The sequence below is a fragment of the Bradyrhizobium sp. Leo170 genome (genome assembly GCF_004296405.1).
Taxonomy (GTDB): Bacteria; Pseudomonadota; Alphaproteobacteria; order Rhizobiales; family Xanthobacteraceae; genus Bradyrhizobium.
On the sequence record NZ_PSRR01000058.1, the window covers coordinates 15,430 to 32,933 of the forward strand.

The following is a 17,504-nucleotide window of genomic DNA, read 5'->3' on the forward strand; positions in this document are numbered from 1 at the left end:
GTGAAACCGGTTCCATCGGAGCTTGTGGGGGTAACGTACTACGCCTTCCTCGACACAGCGTGGCTACCGCCGATCTGCTGCTATCTCCGAATCAAGCGGGCGCGCTGTAACGGAGAATCCCTGCCGACATTTTCCGGTTGCTCGGTCGTCTCTCGTTATCTGGCATCGACATCGGTTCGCCCGCTTCGACAATGGCGGGCGAATGCGCGATCCGGAAATGCGGGCGCGTGCGGCTACGACCGATGTCGGCCAATTCGCAACAGGCGGAACAGCTTCGACCGCGACGATTTCGGTGGATGACACGACTGCCGTCGCTGTCCTGTTCCGCTTCCGCCCCGAAATACCCGGTTTCCGATCTTTTTTCCCGTGGCCGCTGTGCCATATTGGCTGCCCAACGCGGCTTTTCGCAACGGACATGCCGGCAATGCCCTCCTCTCCCCGCTCCGACATGGAGACCGAACTCAGCAAATTGTCCTCCCCACGGATCTTCCTGGTGCGGATGCTGGTATTTCTCGTGCTGTGCGCGCTGATCGGCATCGTCCTCTACAAGCAGATCGTCGTCGCCTTCTTCGCCAATCCGGGGCTGAATGCGCTGATCGGCGCGGTGCTTTTGATCGGCATCATCCTGTCGTTCCGCCAGGTGATCCGGCTCTATCCAGAGGTGCGATGGGTCAACAATTTCCGGATCGCCGATCCCGGGCTCGCGATCGACCGGCGGCCGACCTTGTTGGCGCCGATGGCGGCGATCCTCGGCGGCGAGCGCAGCGGGCGGATGTCGATCTCGCAGCAGACGATGCGGCACCTGCTCGATTCCATCGCGACCCGCCTCGACGAGGCGCGCGACATCTCGCGCTACATGACGGGCCTGTTGGTGTTCCTCGGCCTGCTCGGCACCTTCTGGGGCCTGATCGAAACCGTCGGCTCGGTCGGCAAAGTGATCGATGGGCTGAAAGTCGGCGGCGACGCCGGCGCGCTGTTCGACACGCTGAAAGAAGGCCTGGCCGCGCCGCTCGGCGGCATGGGCATCTCGTTCTCGTCCTCGCTGTTCGGCCTCGCCGGTTCCCTGATCCTCGGCTTCCTCGACCTGCAATCCAGCCAGGCGCAGAACCGCTTCTATACCGACCTTGAGGACTGGCTTGCGACCACGGTGCGGGAATATGCCGGTGACGGCGTCGTGGCCGCCGCGGGTGGTGGCGGCAACCTCCAGCACGCGATCGAGCGGCTGCGTGTCGCGGTGGAGGAAGGCGGGGGAAGCCGCGGCACCACCGCGGCGATGGCCAATCTCGCCGAAGCGATCCAGGGATTGGTTGCGCATATGCGCACCGAGCAACAGATGATCCGGGAATGGGCTGACGGCCAAGGCGAGCAGAACCGCGAGATCAAGCGCCTGCTCGAACGCCTCGCCCGCCAGCCGGAGAAGAGTTAGAGCATGATCCGGAAAAGTGGAAACCGGTTTTCCGAAAAGATCATGCTCAAACAAAGAGATGAGATCATGATCCGATTTCGTCAAATCGGATCATGATCTAGGGAGACGGTGCCGATCTTGAAAGCCGACGGAAACCCGCGGCGGCTGTCCAAACACCAACGCTAGTAGAGAGTCAAAATGGCCCTTGCCCGTGCCCGCCGCGGTGAATCCGGCTTCAACTACTGGCCGGGCTTCGTGGACGCGCTGTCGACGCTGGTGCTGTCGATCGTATTCCTGCTCTCGGTGTTCCTGGTGGTGCAGTTCTTCCTGTCGCAGGAAGTCTCCGGCAAGGACAAGGCGCTGGAGCAGCTCAACGCCAAGATCGCCCAGCTCAACGACATGCTGTCGCTGGAAAAGCTCGGCAAGCTCAGCCTCGGCGAACAGATAGCGCAGCTCCGCGCCGGGCTTGTCACGGCCGAAGGCGAGCGCGACCGCATCAAGGGACTCTATGAGGGCCTGGCCAATGCCGGCAGCGACGCGCAGGGCCGAGCTACCGAGCTCACCAAGGCGCTCGATTCCGAGAAGCAGGTCTCCTCGCGGGCGCTGGCGCAGATCGAGGTGCTGAACCAGCAGATCAGCGCATTGCGCCGTCAGCTTGCCGCGCTTGAGGAAGCGCTCGACGCTTCCGAGAAACGCGACAAGGAATCGCAGGGACGCATCGCCGATCTCGGCCAGCGATTGAACGTGGCGCTGGCGCAGCGGGTGCAGGAACTGTCGAGATACCGCTCGGAGTTCTTCGGCCGCCTGCGCGCCATCCTGGGCAACCGGCCGGACATCCGCATCGTCGGCGACCGCTTCGTGTTCCAATCCGAAGTCTTCTTCGATACCGGACAGGCCACACTGTTGCCTGAAGGCCGCGCCGAGCTCGACAAGCTCGCGGCTGCCCTGATCGACCTCGACAAGCAGATCCCAAGCGAGATCGCCTGGGTGCTGCGGGTCGACGGCCACACCGACGTGCGGCCGATCAACAGCCCGGTTTTCAAATCGAACTGGGATCTCTCCGCCGCACGCGCGATCTCGGTGGTGCAATATCTGATCTCGCTCGGGGTGCCGGCACAGCGGCTGGTCGCCGCCGGCTTTGGCGAATTCCAGCCGCTCGACACCGCCCAGACGGAAGACGCCTACAAGCGTAACCGCCGCATCGAATTGAAGCTGACGGAACGGTAACGGCGATGTTGGGCAGGCTCTCGCCACAGCGTCATGGCCGGGCTTGTCCCGGCCATCCACGTTCTCCGGCGTCGCAAGCAGGAAGGACGTGGATGCCCGGGACAAGCCCGGGCATGACGGCGTTGGTCGCGGCGTGAGTGATCTTTTTAATCTCCGTCCCTATCGCGCCGAGGACGAGGACGCCGCGATCGAGCTTTGGCGGCGAACCTGGCAGCAGGCCTATCCGTCGATCGATTTTGGCGCGCGCGTGGCGTGGTGGCGCGAGCGCTGGCGCAGCGAGCTGGTACCGAAGGCAACCATCATCGTCGCGGAAGAGGCGGATGCGCTGGTCGGTTTCGTGACCATCGATGCAAGCGGCTATCTCGACCAGCTCGTGGTCGATCCCGCGCATTGGGGCTCGAAGCTGGCAAGCGCGCTGGTAGATGAAGCCAAGCGCCTTTCGCCCGATGGCGTGACGCTGCTGGTGAACAAGGACAACACGCGAGCCATCCGCTTTTACCAGCGCAACGGCTTTGTGCATGCCGGCGAGGACGTCAACCCGACGTCAGGACGTCCGGTATTGAGGATGGCGTGGAAGCCGTAACGGGACTTGCTTGCCACAAACACCGCCGTCATGCCCCGGCTTGACCGGGGCATCCAGTACGCCGCAGTTTCTCCGTATCCCACGTCCGTCTCTGGAATACTGGATCACCCGCCTTCGCGGGCGATGACGGCGGACTTTGTGGCGCGGAACGCGAACTCAAACGCCCTCGAACTGCAACCTTGCCAGCCTTGCATAGAGCCCGTTGGCGGCGACCAGCTCGGCGTGGGTGCCCTGCTCGACGATCTTGCCATGCTCCATCACCAGGATGCGGTCGCAGGAGAGCACGGTCGCGAGCCGATGCGCGATGACCAGCGTGGTGCGGTGGCGCATCAATTCTTCCAGCGCGGTCTGCACCAAGGTCTCGCTTTCGGCGTCGAGCGCCGAGGTGGCTTCATCGAGCAGCAAGAGCGGTGCGTCGCGCAGGATGGCGCGTGCGATCGCGATGCGCTGACGCTGGCCGCCCGACAACGTCACGCCGCGTTCGCCGAGCTGGGCCTCGAAGCCGCCGGGCAGCCGGCGCAGGAATTCGGTGGCGTGCGCCAGATCGGCGGCGCGCTCGACTTCGGCATCGGTTGCATCAGGGCGACCGAAACGGATGTTCTCGCGCGCTGACGTCGCGAACACCACGGTGTCTTGCGGCACCAGCGCCATGTGCGAACGCATCGCGCTCGGATCCGCCTGCCGGATCGGCACGCCGTCGAACGAGATCGTGCCCGAAGCGGGGTCGTAAAAGCGCAGCAACAGATGGAACAGCGTGCTCTTGCCCGCGCCGGAAGGACCGACGATCGCGACCTTTTCGCCTGATCGTACCGAGAACGAGACACCGTCGACGGTCTTCACGGACCGCCTCGTCGGATAGGCAAAGCTGACATTGTCGAACGCAACGTCGCCGCGGGCGGGCTGCGGCAGCGCGAGCGGCGTGGCCAGCGCCGTGATCTCCGGCTTGACGCGCAGAATCTCGAACAGCCGCTCGGCCGCACCCGAGGCCGCGGAAATTTCGCCCCAGACCTCGCTGAGCTGACCGAGGGCGGTCGCGGCAAAGGCGGTGTAGAGGATGAACTGGCTGAGCCGTCCCGGCGTCATCGCACCTGCGAGCACGTCGTGCGAACCGACCCAGAGGATCACGACCACGCTCGAGAACACGATAAAGATGATGATCAAGGTGAGCACGGCCCGTGCGCGGGTCGAGTTGCGTGCGGCGTCATAGGCCTGCTCGACCTCGCGGCCGAAGCGCGTGGCGGCAAGCCGCTCGCTGGTGAAGGCCTGCACGGTCCTGATGGCGCCGACCAGCTCGGAAGCATAGGCGCTGGCCTCCGCGAGCGTGTCCTGCGCATTGCGCGACAATCGGCGCACCCAGCGCCCGAACGCGACCAGCGGAATCACGATGATCGGGATCGCCAAGAGCACGAAGCCGGAAAGCTTCGCGCTGGTGACCACCATCATCGCGGCGGCGCCGAGGAACAGCATCATGTTGCGGAGCGCGATCGACACGGAGGCGCCGACCGCTGATTTGATCTGGGTGGTATCGGCGGTCAGGCGCGACACCAATTCGCCACTGCGCGCTGAATCGAAGAAGGAAGGCGACAGCGAGATCAGATGCGCGAACACGTCGCGGCGGAGATCGGCGACGATGCGCTCGCCGATCGTCATGACCAGATAGTAACGCGAGGCGCTGGCGCAGGCGAGCACCGCCACCACCGCGATCATCACGCTGAAATAGCTGTTGATCATGGCGATGCCTTCGGCCGTGAAGCCGAAGTCGATCATGCGCCGGATCGCGACCGGCACGATCAACGTCGTGATCGCCGCAACCGTCAGAGAGATAAAAGCGAGGATGGCCCGTCCACGGTAGCGCGCTACATAGGGCGCGAGCGCCAGCAGCGGCTTCAGCCTGGCGCGGCTCTTCCCTTCCGTTTCGGTCAAGGTGGATTCGACCAGCGCTTCGCCTTCGAGCAGCGCATCGCGCCGCGGCGGCATCGGGCTGGGCGGGTGGTCAAGCTGTTCGGCTGCGCTCATCGGGACAAGGACCAGTTTTTATGTTTTCCAGATAGGCCCCGCGGAAGCGGCTGGCAAATCCGGAAGAGTCCTAATCCGGTAACCCCCCGGTGGCTTGTTTTGGGGGTCTCCTTAGGCTATAGAACCGGCCAAATCCCGTATCTTTGGACCACTTGCGACGGGCGCCGGCGCGCCGAAGGAACTGCCATGAAAGCCGATATTCACCCGAATTATCATACGATTACGGTCGTGATGACCGACGGCACCGAGTACCAGACCCGCTCCACCTGGGGCAAGGAAGGCGACAAGCTGCAGCTCGATATCGATCCCAGGTCGCACCCGGCCTGGACCGGCGGCTCGCAGCAGCTCCTCGACCGCGGCGGCCGCGTGTCGCGGTTCCAGAAGAAGTTTTCCGGCTTTTTGAAAAAGGAGTGAGCGCGCAAAGGCTCGCTCTTTCCTGTTATCGTCCGACAAACGCCCCTGCCAAGTCAGGGGCGTTTCTGTTTTCACGCGTCATTGCGAGCGACGCGAAGCAATCCATCTCTCCGCTCGCTGCGGCATGGATTGCTTCGTCGCTTCGCTCCTCGCAATGACGGGGGTCGACGGGAAACGGCCGTTACCGCTCGAACGCGGCCTTCAGGCGGTTGAGCTGCGGCACCAGCGGGTTGCCGATCGCGGCGCGATCAGCCTGCGGCGCATGGATCGTGCTGTCGAGCCGGCGCACGCGCGCCTGGAGGTTCATCGAGCGGGAAATCAGGTCCTGCAATTGTTGCGGGAGTTTCTCGATCAGTTCCGCCGAGCCCGGATCGGCCGCGGAGAGCTTCACCTTGGTCTTCTCCCGATTGGCCTGGGTCAGCGTCATCTCGCCTTCCTTCACCGCGCGATGGAGCAGCAGCCAGGAGGCAAGCTGCATCAAACGGGTGGTCAGGCGCATGCTTTCGGTTGCATAGGTCAGGCTGACGGACCGTTCCAGCGCCTTGGCCTGGCTGCGGCCGTCGCCATCGAGATAGGCGGCGGTCTCCTCGACCAGATCCATGCCCTCGCGGAACAAAGCTCCGAATGCCGCAGAATTGGTCAGCCGCTCGCTGAACAGAACAAGCGCGGAATCGCTATACGACCGCTCCAGCATGGTTAACGCCCTCACGCCACTTTTGATTTTGAACACCGCCGGCTTTGCGCCAGCTTTATGATGAACAAATCATTGCGCTTGCGGGACGAAGAGTCCAGCCGCAAGCGGAATTATGGTTTCCAGCCAAATGCTGGAAACGACAAGCCTGTGACAACGCCAAAAAAGAGCCGCCGTTTCCGGCGGCTTTGAAGTTGATAACAGGGAGGCGTCAAACAGAGTGGACAGGAGCCACTCGGTGTCCAAACGAGGACGATGCAGTCATAAACGAGAAAGCTTAATTGATCGTAAATGAGCGATTTTGTTTAAGCTTCGTTTGCCATATCGGCCATTGGCCTAGTTTGGGACAGGCCTCCAGTTTCGTAGCCCGGATGGAGCGCAGCGCAATCCGGGGACCGGTGCGAGCCGGATGCACCGGTGTCCCGGATTACGCTGCGCTCCATCCGGGCTACGGGTGAGCGCTACGACTTGAAGAAGCTGTTGGCGGCGTCCTTCGAGGCGCGCTTCTTGGTGACCGCCTCGCGCAGGCGCTCGACCTCGGCCGAGAGCATCGCCATGCGGTCGCTCAATTCCTCGACCGAGAGCAGCGACAGGTCCTGCCCGATCTCGTGCGAAATCTTCTTCCGCGGCCGCTCGTCATCTTCCATCGCCATGCGCTTCCTCCGTGTTTTGCCCTAAGCATGAAAAGCCGGTCTCCACTTTCCGGTCATGCTCTGTCACGATCCCGTTGCAGCGGTTGCCAGCGCGATGCAGGCTGGGTAATCAACGTGCCGCGTCTGGAATCCTCCCATTTCGCCAAGGAAAAACCATGGAAAAGCTGCCCGCGCAAATGACCGTCGTCGGCATCAGCAAGCCCGGCGGGCCGGAAGTATTGCTGCCGGAGACGCGCCCGGTGCCGGAGCCGGGCCAAGGCGAAATCTTGGTCAAGGTGAAGGCGGCCGGCGTCAACCGGCCTGACGTGGCGCAGCGTTCCGGTTCCTATCCGCCGCCGCCCGGCGCCAGCGACCTGCCCGGCCTCGAGATATCAGGCGAAGTGGTTGCGGTCGGGCCCGGCGCGAGCAGGCACAAGGTCGGCGATAACGTGATGTCGCTGGTCGCCGGGGGCGGCTATGCGCAATATTGCATCGCGCAGGACGCGCAAGCGATGACAGTGCCGCCGTCACTGTCGATCGAGGAAGCCGGCGCACTTCCCGAAACGCTGATGACGGTGTGGCACAATGTGTTCGAGCGCGGCGCTCTGCAAAAAGGCGAGACGCTGCTGATCCATGGCGGCTCCTCCGGCATCGGCACCCTGGCGATCCAGCTTGCGAAAGCGTTTGGCGCCAAGGTGATCGTCACCGTCGGCTCGCAGGACAAGGCGGAGGCCTGCCTGAAGCTCGGCGCTGATCGCGCGATCAACTACAAGAGCGAGGATTTCGTCGCCGAGGTGAAGGCCGCAACCGATGGCGCCGGCGCCAATGTCATCCTCGACATGGTCGGCGGCGACTATATCGATCGCAACTACGACGCAGCCGCCGTCGAAGGGCGAATCGTGCAGATCGCCTTCCTGGCCGGAGCGCCGAAGGCGAGCGCCAATTTTGCAAAGCTGATGATGAAGCGCCTGCACCATACCGGCTCGACGCTCCGCCCCCGTAGTCATGCGGACAAGGCGGCGATGGTCGCCGCGATCGAGGCCAAGGTGATGCCGCTACTCCGCGAGGGGCGGGTAAAACCGCTGATGGACAGCACTTTCCCGTTGGAAAAGGCTGCCGACGCCCACCGGCGGATGGAAACCAGTGCGCATATTGGCAAAATTGTGTTGGTCGTTTAACGCTTCCACCGCCCGGCCCAACCGGAAACCCTTTGATTTCCTTCGCTTTCGTGGCATTTATCCGGGAGCGGCAGGGCGCTGGTTCGCCCGCATGAATCGTGAAAGCGCGGAGTACTGACATTGCGTCTGATCAGGTGGCTTGCGCCGCTTGCGCTGGCCCTCATGATGGTTGTCGGCGCGGCCCCGGCGCGTGCAGTTGATGCCGTCAGCGTCCGCAGCGACGCGCCCGCGATCGATCTCACCGCCGTTCTCGACCACCAGCGCAGCGACACCGATCGCATCCAGGTCTCGACCGCGCCCGGTACCGACGGCATCGTCCGCCGCATCGAGGTCCGCGCGCGCGAGGGCGGGCAATATTGGGTGGTGTTCGCGCTCGCCAACAACACCGATGACCAGCTCGACCGCCTGATCGTCGCGCCACATTACCGCATCGTCTCGTCCGGCCTGTTCTGGCCGGATCTCGGCCTGTCGCGCATCGCCACCATCACACCGTCGGTCGGCGACCGTCCCGAGCGGCAGGAGAGCCCGACCGCGGATGTCTTCCGCATCACGCTCGATCCGGGCGCGGTCGTCACCTACGTCGCGGAATTGCGCACCGACAAGCTGCCGCAGCTCTATCTTTGGGAGCCCGAGTCCTACAAGGACAAGGTCAACTCCTTCACGCTCTACCAGGGCATCGTGATCGGCATTTCCGGACTGCTGGCGCTGGTGCTGACGATCCTGTTCGTGGTCAAGGGCAGCATCATGTTTCCGGCGGCCGCCGCGCTCGCCTGGGCGGTGCTGGTCTATATCGGCGTCGATTTCGGCTTCTGGGGCAAGGTGCTGGACATGTCGAACAACGCCGAGCGCGTCTGGCGCGCGGCGGGCGAGGCGATATTGGCGGCGACGCTGCTCGTGTTCCTGTTCGCCTATCTCAATTTGAGCCGCTGGCATGTGCGCTATTCCCACATCACCATCGGCTGGCTGCTGTTCCTGGGATCGCTGGTGGCGCTGGCGCTGTTCGATCCCGCGGTGGCTTCCGGCATCGCGCGCATGTCGCTCGTCATGATCGCCTTCGCCGGCTTTGCGCTGATCGTCTATCTTTCGACCCACGGTTTTGACCGCGCCGTTCTCTTGATCCCGACCTGGTTCCTGCTGGTGGTCTGGGTGGTCGCGGCCGGCATGACGGTGGCGGGCAGTGTCACCAATGACATCGTTGGTCCGGCGCTGCTCGGCGGCCTCGTGCTGATAGTGATGCTGATCGGCTTCACGGTGATGCAGCATGCCTTTGCCGGCGGCGGCGCCACCACGGGCGTCGTCTCCGATGTCGAGCGGCGGGCGCTGGCGCTGACCGGCTCCGGCGACCTGATCTGGGACTGGGACGTCTCTGCCGACAAGGTGTTCACCAGCCCCGAGACCGAGGCGCTGCTCGGCCTGAAGCGCGGCACGCTGGAAGGGCCGGCGGCGAAATGGCTGGAGGTGCTGCATCCGCTCGACCAGGACCGTTTCCGTGCAGCACTTGACAGCGTGCTCGACCAGCGCCGCGGCCGCCTGGTGCAGGATTTCCGGCTGCGCACCCCGGACGGCCATTTCATGTGGTTCGCGCTGAAGGCGCGGCCTGTCGTCGGCTCCGACGGCGAGGTCTCGCGCGTGGTCGGCACGCTTACCGACGTCACCGACATCAAGAATTCCGAAGAGCGGATGCTGCATGACTCGGTCCACGACAATCTGACCGGCCTGCCGAACCGCAAATTGTTCATGGACCGGCTCAGCGCGGTCGCCAATCTCGCAAAGACCGTGCCGACGCTGCGGCCGACGTTGATGGTGATCGACCTCGACCGCTTCAAGCAGGTCAACGACTCCGTCGGCATGGCGGTCGGCGATTCCATCCTGCTGACGCTGGCGCGCCGCCTGACCCGCATCCTCAAACCGCAGGACACGCTGGCGCGATTGGCCGGCGACCAGTTCGGCCTGATCCTGTTGTCCGAGCAGGACCCAGCGCGGATCACCGCCTTTGCCGAAACCATCCGCAAGACCATCCGCGCGCCGATCGCCTTCAACGACCGCGAGATCTTCCTGACCGCTTCGATCGGGCTGGCGCTCTCCGACCCGCAGACGCAGCTCACCGACGAGATCATCAAGGACGCCGAGCTTGCGATGTATCACTCCAAGCGCATCGGCGGCGACCGCATCGACGTCTACAAGCCGGCGATGCGCGCGCGCAAGACCGACCGCCTGACGCTGGAGAGCGAGCTGCGCCGCGCCATCGAGCGGCAGGAGATCACGATCCTCTACCAGCCGATCGTGCGGCTCGAGGACCGTTCGATTGCCGGCTTCGAGGCCCTGTCGCGCTGGGACCATCCGAAACTCGGGCGGATGTCGCCGTCCGAATTCATCTCCATCGCGGAGGAGATCGGCCTGATCGTCGACCTCGGCACCTTCGTGATGGACCAGACCGCGCGGCAGCTTTCGATCTGGCAGCGCGCGATGCGGTCACGCGAGCCGATCTTTGCCTCCGTCAATGTCTCATCGCGGCAATTGCTGCGCCACGACCTGATCCACGACATCAGGACCGTGCTGTCGCGCTCCTCGGTCGCGCGCGGCACACTGAAATTGGAATTGACGGAATCGCTGGTGATGGAGAATCCGGAGCACGCCGCGCAGATGCTGGCGCGCATCCGCGAGCTCGGCACCGGCCTCTCCCTGGATGACTTCGGCACCGGCCACTCCTCACTGTCCTACCTGCAGCGCTTCCCGTTCGACACCATCAAGATCGACCAGTCCTTCGTCCGCACCACCAGCCGCGGCACGCGGCCCGTGATCCTGAAATCGATCATCGCGCTCGCCCACGACCTCGGCATGGACGTGGTGGCGGAAGGCGCGGAAACGGATTCGGATGCGGTCGAGCTCTACCAGCTCGGCTGCGAATACGCGCAGGGCTTCGCCTTCGGCGAGCCGATGGATGCCGACGCCGCAATGCGCCTGCTCACCGAGGAGCGGCTGGAAGCCGCGAGCTGATCCGTCGTCCCGGCCTTGAGCCGGCAACTGTCATGCCCCGCGGAGACCCGTAAGGTGGGCAAAGCGCAGCGTGCCCACCATCTCTCCACATTCTCGTTCCGGAATGGTGGGCACGCTGCGCTTTGCCCACCCTTACGTTTGCGACGGCCGAGCGCCACAACAAGCCCTGTAGTTATGGGCTCCCGCCTTCGCGGGAACGACGGACATCGCGAGGAAGCCGCTTGAACTTCACGCTGTTGCCGTCGGCCTGACGCGTGGCGGCGTAGCCGGCCTCGAGACAAGCTTCGCGCTGGGGCATCCTTTCCTGTGGACTGCGGAGGCTATCCCACCAGGAGGCGCGCTGCGCCGCGCGCGGCAGCGACGCGTCGATGATGGTCTCGATCTCCTCGAAGCTGAGCACCAGTTCGGTCAGCGTCTGCTTCTTCAGATAGTCCCGCAACGGGCCGTAATCGTTCACTTCAGGTCCTCAAGACTCGCGCCATCGCCGAAAAACGTCATGCACGCCAACCAATCGTTAACCCATTCGCGGTTCGCTGTCGCCGCTTAAGGCCGCAACAATGTTTCCGGTGCATGAAGGGTGGCCCGGGACGAAACATGCCACACGAACGGCGACAACAAGCAAAGCGGCGCTGGCGGCTATCGACGAAGCTCCTGATCGCTTCCTCGGTCGCGACGTGATCGGCTTTTCCACCATCTGCACCAGCGTCATGCTCGACATGCGCCACGGCGAGGAGGAACTGGCCCGGCAGACGCTGGAAAACCTCGCCTCAGGCATCGACGCCGATATCGGCCGCAATATCGAACTGTTCGACCTCTCGCTGCGCGCGGTCGCCGGCGCCATGGTAATGCCGGAGATCAAGGACGTCAGCAAGGAGGTCCGGCACCTGATCCTGTTCGACCACGCAGCCACCGCAAAGCACTTTGGCGCGATCCAGGTGTTCGACAGCACGGGGCGGTTGGTGGACGATGCATCGACGCTCGATCCCCTGGCGGAGAACCGCAGCGACGAAGAATATTTCCACATCCATCGCGACCAGCCCTATACCGGCCTCTACGTCTCAAAGCCGATGCTCCACCGCGGGGCCTACGCGATCGTGCTGAGCCGGCGCATCAGCGGTGAAGACGGAAGCTTTCTCGGCGTCGTCGCAGGCTCGATCCGCTTCAGCTATTTCCACGAACTGTTCGGACGGCTGACGCTTGCCCCCGGCGACGCCATCACCGTGCTGCGTCGCGACCGCACGATCATCATGCGCACGCCGTTCGATCTCGATGTCATCGGCACCAATCTGGCGGAGCGACCCAACTGGACGTCGGACAATCTGAAGAACAACGGCTCCTACTCCGGTGCGGGCCCGATCGACCCGACCCCGCGGCTCTATGTCCGTCGCAGCGGAAACGGCCCGCTGTTCACCGTGGTCGGAAAACCCCTGGACGGCGTCTTCAGCCTTTGGCGCAAGGAGGCGACCCGGATCGGCGCCATCATGGCGGCACTGGTCCTGTTCGTGCTCGGCACCACGCTGTTCCTGGCGCGCGAGATCGGCCGCCGCGCCGAGGCCGAGGAGAAGCTCGAGGAGCTTGCGACCACCGATGCACTGACCGGCCTGCGAAACCGGCGCAAGTTCGATGCCGATATCGATACGGAATGGCGCCGCGCCGGCCGGCATGAGACGCCGCTCGCGCTGCTCATCATCGACGCCGACCATTTCAAGGCCTTCAACGACACCTATGGTCACCAGGCCGGCGACCAAGTGCTGGTCGGCATCGCGATCTGCATTTCGGATTCGGTCCGGCGCGCCGGCGATTGCACGGCACGCCTGGGCGGCGAGGAATTCGCAGTGCTGCTGCCCGGCCAGAGCGCCGTGGAAGCATTCGGCGTGGCGGAGATGATCCGCCGAAAAGTCGAGCAATGGTGCGACGGTGAGACCATCACCACGGTCAGCATCGGGGTCGCGAGTCTCACGCCTCTGGCCGGCCAGAACTGGAGCGATCTGGTGGAAGCCGCCGACAGGGCGCTCTATGCCGCCAAGGCCAATGGCCGCAACCAGAGCGTGGTCGCCAGCCTGCAGGCGCTGTCGCTGGTAGCGTGAGGCGCCGCGTCACTGCTTCTCAGTCGGAGCCTGACATTTCTCAGCCGGAGCGTCGGCTAAGTCTTTGCGTCGGTCTCGTAACCGATCCAGATAGGCTTTGGCCTCATCCAGCCCGGCCTTGACCTTGTCGAACGCTGCCTCTGCCATTTCTCTTCCCGCACTCGTCATTGCGAGCGCAGCGAAGCAATCCATGGCTCCGCAAGTGGCGAAATGGATTGCTTCGCTTCGCTCGCAATGACAGCGATAGACAGCAAGTTGGACACTACTTCTCCATATACTTCCTCATCTCCGCCAGCAGGCCGTCGCGCAGTTCGGGGCGGCGCAGGCCATAGGCGAGGTTGGCGCGCAGGAAGCCGGCCTTGGAGCCGCAATCGTGGCGCTCGCCTTCGAACTCCACGCCATAGAATTTCTGCGTCTTCGCCAGCCCGATCATGGCATCGGTGAGCTGGATCTCGCCGCCGGCGCCGCGCTCCTGCGTCGCCAGGATTTCGAAAATCTCCGGCTGCAAAATATAGCGGCCGGTGATCGAGAGGTTGGAGGGCGCCGTGCCCTTCGGCGGCTTCTCCACCATGCCGTTGATCTCGAACATCGTGGGATGGGCGTGGCGCGGCCCGACGCCGCAGATGCCGTATTGGTGGGTGAGATGGTCGGGCACCTCCTCGACCGCGATCAGGTTTGACTTCTCGCCGAGCTTGCCCGCAGCCTCGATCATCTGGGCGAGGCAGCCCGGCGTGTTCAGCACCAGCTCGTCCGGCAGCACCACCGCAAAAGGCTCATTGCCGATAATGTCGCGGGCGCACCACACCGCGTGACCGAGCCCGTGCGGCGCCTGCTGGCGGGTAAAGCTGACGGCGCCCGCTTCGGGCTGGTTCTGCGCCAGGACATCCATCTCCGCTTTCTTGCCGCGCGCAACCAGCGTGGTGTCGAGCTCGAACATCCGGTCGAAATGGTCCTCGATGGTGGCCTTGTTGCGGCCGGTGACGAAGACGAAATGCTCGATCCCGGCCTCCTTCGCCTCGTCATACACGTATTGGATGAGCGGCTTGTCGACGATGGTCAGCATTTCCTTCGGCATTGCCTTGGTGGCGGGCAGGACCCGGGTGCCGAGACCGGCGACGGGGAAGACGGCTTTACGGATTCTCATGGGAATGTCGGGCGCCTTGAAATGTGTGAGACGGATATCGCATCTTGCTATCCGGTTTGCAGCCGGGAACAAAGGCGGATGTGTGATGCCACGTCGCTTTTGTCGTTGTGACAGATCAAAACAAAATCTCGCCTTTGTTAAGCTGTTGGAAACCGTCACAAGGCCTTCTGAACCAATCGTTGGAACGGGCAGATCGAGCCATGCGGCGGACGGGAACAGCGACCAAGAGCCGAACCATCGCGATGATAGTCGCGGCGGTTCTGCTTGTTTCCAATCAGGCTCTCGCTCAGTCCCAGGGCGGGCTCGCGGATCTGCTCGGCGGCTTGTTTCCGGGATCCAAATCCTCGCCCCCACCGGAGGCTGCCGTTGGCACCGACGGCTCTGCTCCGCCCTGGAGCGGCGAGGACGGCGCGTCCGGTCACCCGCTGATGACGGCGGCCGCGATTCGGCAGGCAGCGGCCAATTTCGACAATTGTGTCGCCTCGATGTGGCCCGACGCGGCGCGACGCAACGTCACACGCGAGAATTTCGAGCGCTTCATCGCGGGGCTCACGCCCGACCTGCGCATCATGGATCTCTTGGATTCGCAGCCCGAATTCACCAAGGCGATCTGGGACTATCTCGACATCCTCGTGAACGACAACCGTCTCGCCAAGGGCCGCGAGATCCTCGCCAAGTACAAGGCGCAATTCGACGCCGCGGAAAAAGCCTATGGCGTCGACCGCTACGCGATCGCGGCGATCTGGGGCATCGAATCCAATTATTCGACCCAGATGGGCGACCGCAGCGTGGTGCAATCGACCGCCACGCTCGCCTGCATCGGCCGCCGGCAGGACTACTTCAAGGACGAATTCCTCTCGGCGCTGGAGATCCTCAATCGTGGCGATCTGCGCCCTGAGCAGCTCCGCGGCTCCTGGGCCGGCGCCTTCGGGCCAACGCAGTTTATGCCGACCGCGTTCAAGCGCTTCGCGGTCGATGCTGACGGTGACGGCAGGCGCGATGTCGTCGACAACCCGGCCGATCTGATCGCCTCGACCGCCAACAACCTGAAAAAGGACGGCTGGCAGACCGGCCAGAGCTGGGGCTACGAAGTCGTCGTTCCCAAGGACTTCAACTACATGATGGCCGACCGCGCCAAGGCGATGACGCTCGCGCAATGGCAGCAGCAGGGACTGCGGCGCGCCAACAACCAGCCGTTCCCGCGCTCGACCGACAAGGCCTATCTGCTCGCCCCTGCCGGCGCCGAAGGCCCGGGCTTTTTGATGATGCAGAATTTCCGGGTGATCATGAAGTACAACCCGGCCGAGGCCTATGCGCTGGCGATCGGCCATTTCGCCGACCGCCTGCGCGGCGGGCCGCCCTTCGTGCAGCCCTGGCCACGCCAGGAACGGGTGCTGTCGCGCGCCGAACGGCTGGAACTGCAACAACTGCTCGCCCAGCGCGGCTTCTACCGCGGCACGCCGGACGGCCAGATCGGCGGCCAGACCAGGGAAGCGCTGCGCAGTTTCCAGGCCTCGATCGGAACGCCCGCCGACGGATTTGCCACCTCCGACATGCTGGAGCGCCTGAGGGGGCGATAGGACCCCAAAAAATCACCTAAATACCGCTGTTTGGCCGCCGCCTTGACGACTTGGGCGGGTGCCGGATCCATGCTGGAAAATATGCCCGCTTGAGGCCCGATTCCGCTAGTATGGCGTTGTCTTCAAAATCCATTTCGACCGAGCTTTGATGCCGAAGCCAAAGTCCTTCCTGCGCGTGTTCACCGAGAGCGGCCCGCTGGTCGCGCTCGCGGTTGCGATCGCGCTTCTGGTCGGGATCGCCGGTCCCGCCTCGGCGCAGTTCTTCGGCTTTCCGGGCTTTGGCGGCCCACCGCAGCGCCAGGCGCCGCGCAACAATGGCGGCGGCTGGTTCGGCGGGGATTTCTTCGCTCCCTTCCAGCATGCGCCGCAGCAACAACAGCAGCAGCAACAGGCTCCGCGTCAGGATTTTTCGCGAGCGCCACCGCCGGCGAAGCGCGACACGGCGCCGGAGCGCAACGTGCTGGTGCTTGGCGATGCCATGGCGGACTGGCTCGCCTATGGCCTCGAGGACACCTATTCCGAACAGCCCGACATGGGCGTGATCCGCAAGCACAAGACCGTGTCCGGCCTGATCAAATACCAGCCCAAGGGCGAGCCCTCCGACTGGGCCGCCGCCGCGCGGAGCATCCTCGCCACCGAAAAGCCGGATGCGATCGTGGTGATACTCGGCCTCAATGACCGTGTCTCGATCCGCGAGCCTGTCGTCGAGAAGGACGACAAGAAAACCGAGAAGAAGGATGACAAGAACACCCATGCGAAGGACACCAAGCCTTCGGATGGCACCGCCAAGCCGGATGACAAGCCGGTCGATACCGAATTGTCGCCCGAGGATGCCGCCGACGCGCCGCAGGCCGCGACGCCAGAGCGGAGCGCGCGTTCGGCGAACGGCGTCTATGAATTCCGCGACGAACGCTGGGTCGAGCTCTACAACAAGAAGATCGACGAACTGATCGGCGTGCTGAAGAGCAAGGGCGTGCCCGTCTTGTGGGTCGGCCTGCCGGCGATCCGCGGCCAGAAGGGAACGTCGGACATGCTGTTCCTGGATGCGCTGTACCGGGAAGGCGCGGCCAAGGCCGGCATCACCTATGTCGATGTCTGGGACGGCTTCGTCGACGAGGCCGGTCGCTTCATGCAGAAGGGCCCGGATTTCGAAGGCCAGACCCGCCAGCTCCGCACCTCGGACGGCGTCTTCTTCACCAAGGCCGGCGCGCGCAAGCTGGCGCATTACGTGGAGCGCGAGGTGACACGGCTGCTCGCGCGTTCCACACCGGTCGCGCTGCCGACCGAGCCGGCGACGCCGGACGCCAATGCTGCGCCCGGCCAGCCTGCGCGGCCATTGGCCGGACCAATCGTGCCGCTGGTCGCCTCCTCCGTCGGCACCGATCAGTTGCTCGGCGGGCCCGGCTCGCGTCCAGCCGCGGTCGATCCGCTCACGGCACGAACCCTGGTGAAGGGCGAACCGCTCGCGCCGCCCGCCGGCCGCGCCGACGATTTTGCCTGGCCGCGCCGCGAAATCGGTCGCGAGCAGGCCAAGGGCGAAACGCCGGTTG

At 64.2% G+C, this 17,504-nt stretch carries 13 protein-coding genes and 1 pseudogene; 9 read left to right on the forward strand and 5 right to left on the reverse strand.

Annotated features, from left to right (window positions below):
- Positions 1-424 precede the first annotated feature (424 nt).
- The 3 genes from CWO89_RS13080 to CWO89_RS13090 all read left to right on the forward strand — a co-directional run bounded on the left by CWO89_RS13080 (position 425) and on the right by CWO89_RS13090 (position 3,215).
- Positions 425-1,426, forward strand: a complete 1,002-nt coding sequence (locus tag CWO89_RS13080) for a flagellar motor protein MotA (RefSeq protein ID WP_130579013.1) — start codon at positions 425-427, stop codon at positions 1,424-1,426.
- A 177-nt stretch (positions 1,427-1,603) separates the two neighbouring features.
- Entirely contained in the window at positions 1,604-2,632 is a 1,029-nt protein-coding gene (locus tag CWO89_RS13085; protein ID WP_130579015.1) for a peptidoglycan -binding protein, read from the forward strand.
- Positions 2,633-2,765: 133 nt separating this feature from the next.
- Positions 2,766-3,215, forward strand: coding sequence for a GNAT family N-acetyltransferase (locus CWO89_RS13090; protein WP_130579017.1), 450 nt, complete (start codon positions 2,766-2,768; stop codon positions 3,213-3,215).
- Between the two features lie 156 nt (positions 3,216-3,371).
- On the opposite strand, the gene CWO89_RS13095 is transcribed toward CWO89_RS13090, so the two are convergent.
- Positions 3,372-5,231 carry an ABC transporter ATP-binding protein/permease gene (locus tag CWO89_RS13095; protein WP_130579018.1) on the reverse strand — a complete coding sequence of 620 codons (1,860 nt, stop codon included), beginning with the start codon at positions 5,229-5,231 and terminating at the stop codon, positions 3,372-3,374.
- 186 nt (positions 5,232-5,417) lie between these two features.
- Between CWO89_RS13095 and rpmE the strand changes: the two genes are divergently transcribed.
- Positions 5,418-5,645 (forward strand): 50S ribosomal protein L31, encoded by a 228-nt coding sequence (gene rpmE, locus CWO89_RS13100; RefSeq protein ID WP_130579020.1) that lies wholly within the window; start codon positions 5,418-5,420, stop codon positions 5,643-5,645.
- Positions 5,646-5,826: 181 nt separating this feature from the next.
- On the opposite strand, the gene rcdA is transcribed toward rpmE, so the two are convergent.
- Both rcdA and CWO89_RS13115 read right to left on the reverse strand, forming a co-directional pair.
- Positions 5,827-6,339 carry a protease adaptor protein RcdA gene (rcdA, locus tag CWO89_RS13105; RefSeq protein WP_165421126.1) on the reverse strand — a complete coding sequence of 171 codons (513 nt, stop codon included), beginning with the start codon at positions 6,337-6,339 and terminating at the stop codon, positions 5,827-5,829.
- Between the two features lie 458 nt (positions 6,340-6,797).
- On the reverse strand, positions 6,798-6,989 hold the full coding sequence (locus CWO89_RS13115) for a DUF1192 domain-containing protein (RefSeq protein ID WP_130579022.1): 192 nt from the start codon (positions 6,987-6,989) through the stop codon (positions 6,798-6,800).
- Between the two features lie 155 nt (positions 6,990-7,144).
- On the opposite strand from CWO89_RS13115, the gene CWO89_RS13120 reads away from it, so the two are divergent.
- A complete protein-coding gene (locus CWO89_RS13120) occupies positions 7,145-8,146 on the forward strand; it encodes an NAD(P)H-quinone oxidoreductase (RefSeq protein ID WP_130579024.1) in 1,002 nt (333 codons plus the stop codon).
- 120 nt (positions 8,147-8,266) lie between these two features.
- Complete coding sequence (locus CWO89_RS13125; protein ID WP_165421127.1) at positions 8,267-11,143, forward strand: EAL domain-containing protein; 2,877 nt, start codon at positions 8,267-8,269, stop codon at positions 11,141-11,143.
- A 172-nt stretch (positions 11,144-11,315) separates the two neighbouring features.
- On the opposite strand, the gene CWO89_RS13130 is transcribed toward CWO89_RS13125, so the two are convergent.
- Positions 11,316-11,600 carry a DUF7662 domain-containing protein gene (locus tag CWO89_RS13130; RefSeq protein ID WP_130579026.1) on the reverse strand — a complete coding sequence of 95 codons (285 nt, stop codon included), beginning with the start codon at positions 11,598-11,600 and terminating at the stop codon, positions 11,316-11,318.
- A gap of 137 nt (positions 11,601-11,737) precedes the next feature.
- Between CWO89_RS13130 and CWO89_RS13135 the strand changes: the two are divergent.
- Positions 11,738-13,230: pseudogene (locus tag CWO89_RS13135) on the forward strand (GGDEF domain-containing protein).
- 262 nt (positions 13,231-13,492) lie between these two features.
- On the opposite strand, the gene CWO89_RS13140 reads toward CWO89_RS13135, so the two are convergent.
- Positions 13,493-14,374, reverse strand: a complete 882-nt coding sequence (locus tag CWO89_RS13140; RefSeq protein ID WP_130579028.1) for a UTP--glucose-1-phosphate uridylyltransferase — start codon at positions 14,372-14,374, stop codon at positions 13,493-13,495.
- Positions 14,375-14,574: 200 nt separating this feature from the next.
- On the opposite strand from CWO89_RS13140, the gene CWO89_RS13145 reads away from it, so the two are divergent.
- Positions 14,575-15,954 carry a lytic murein transglycosylase gene (locus tag CWO89_RS13145; protein WP_130579030.1) on the forward strand — a complete coding sequence of 460 codons (1,380 nt, stop codon included), beginning with the start codon at positions 14,575-14,577 and terminating at the stop codon, positions 15,952-15,954.
- 148 nt (positions 15,955-16,102) lie between these two features.
- Positions 16,103-17,504, forward strand: a 1,402-nt coding sequence (locus CWO89_RS13150) for an SGNH/GDSL hydrolase family protein (RefSeq protein ID WP_130579032.1), incomplete at its 3' end; no start/stop codon positions are given.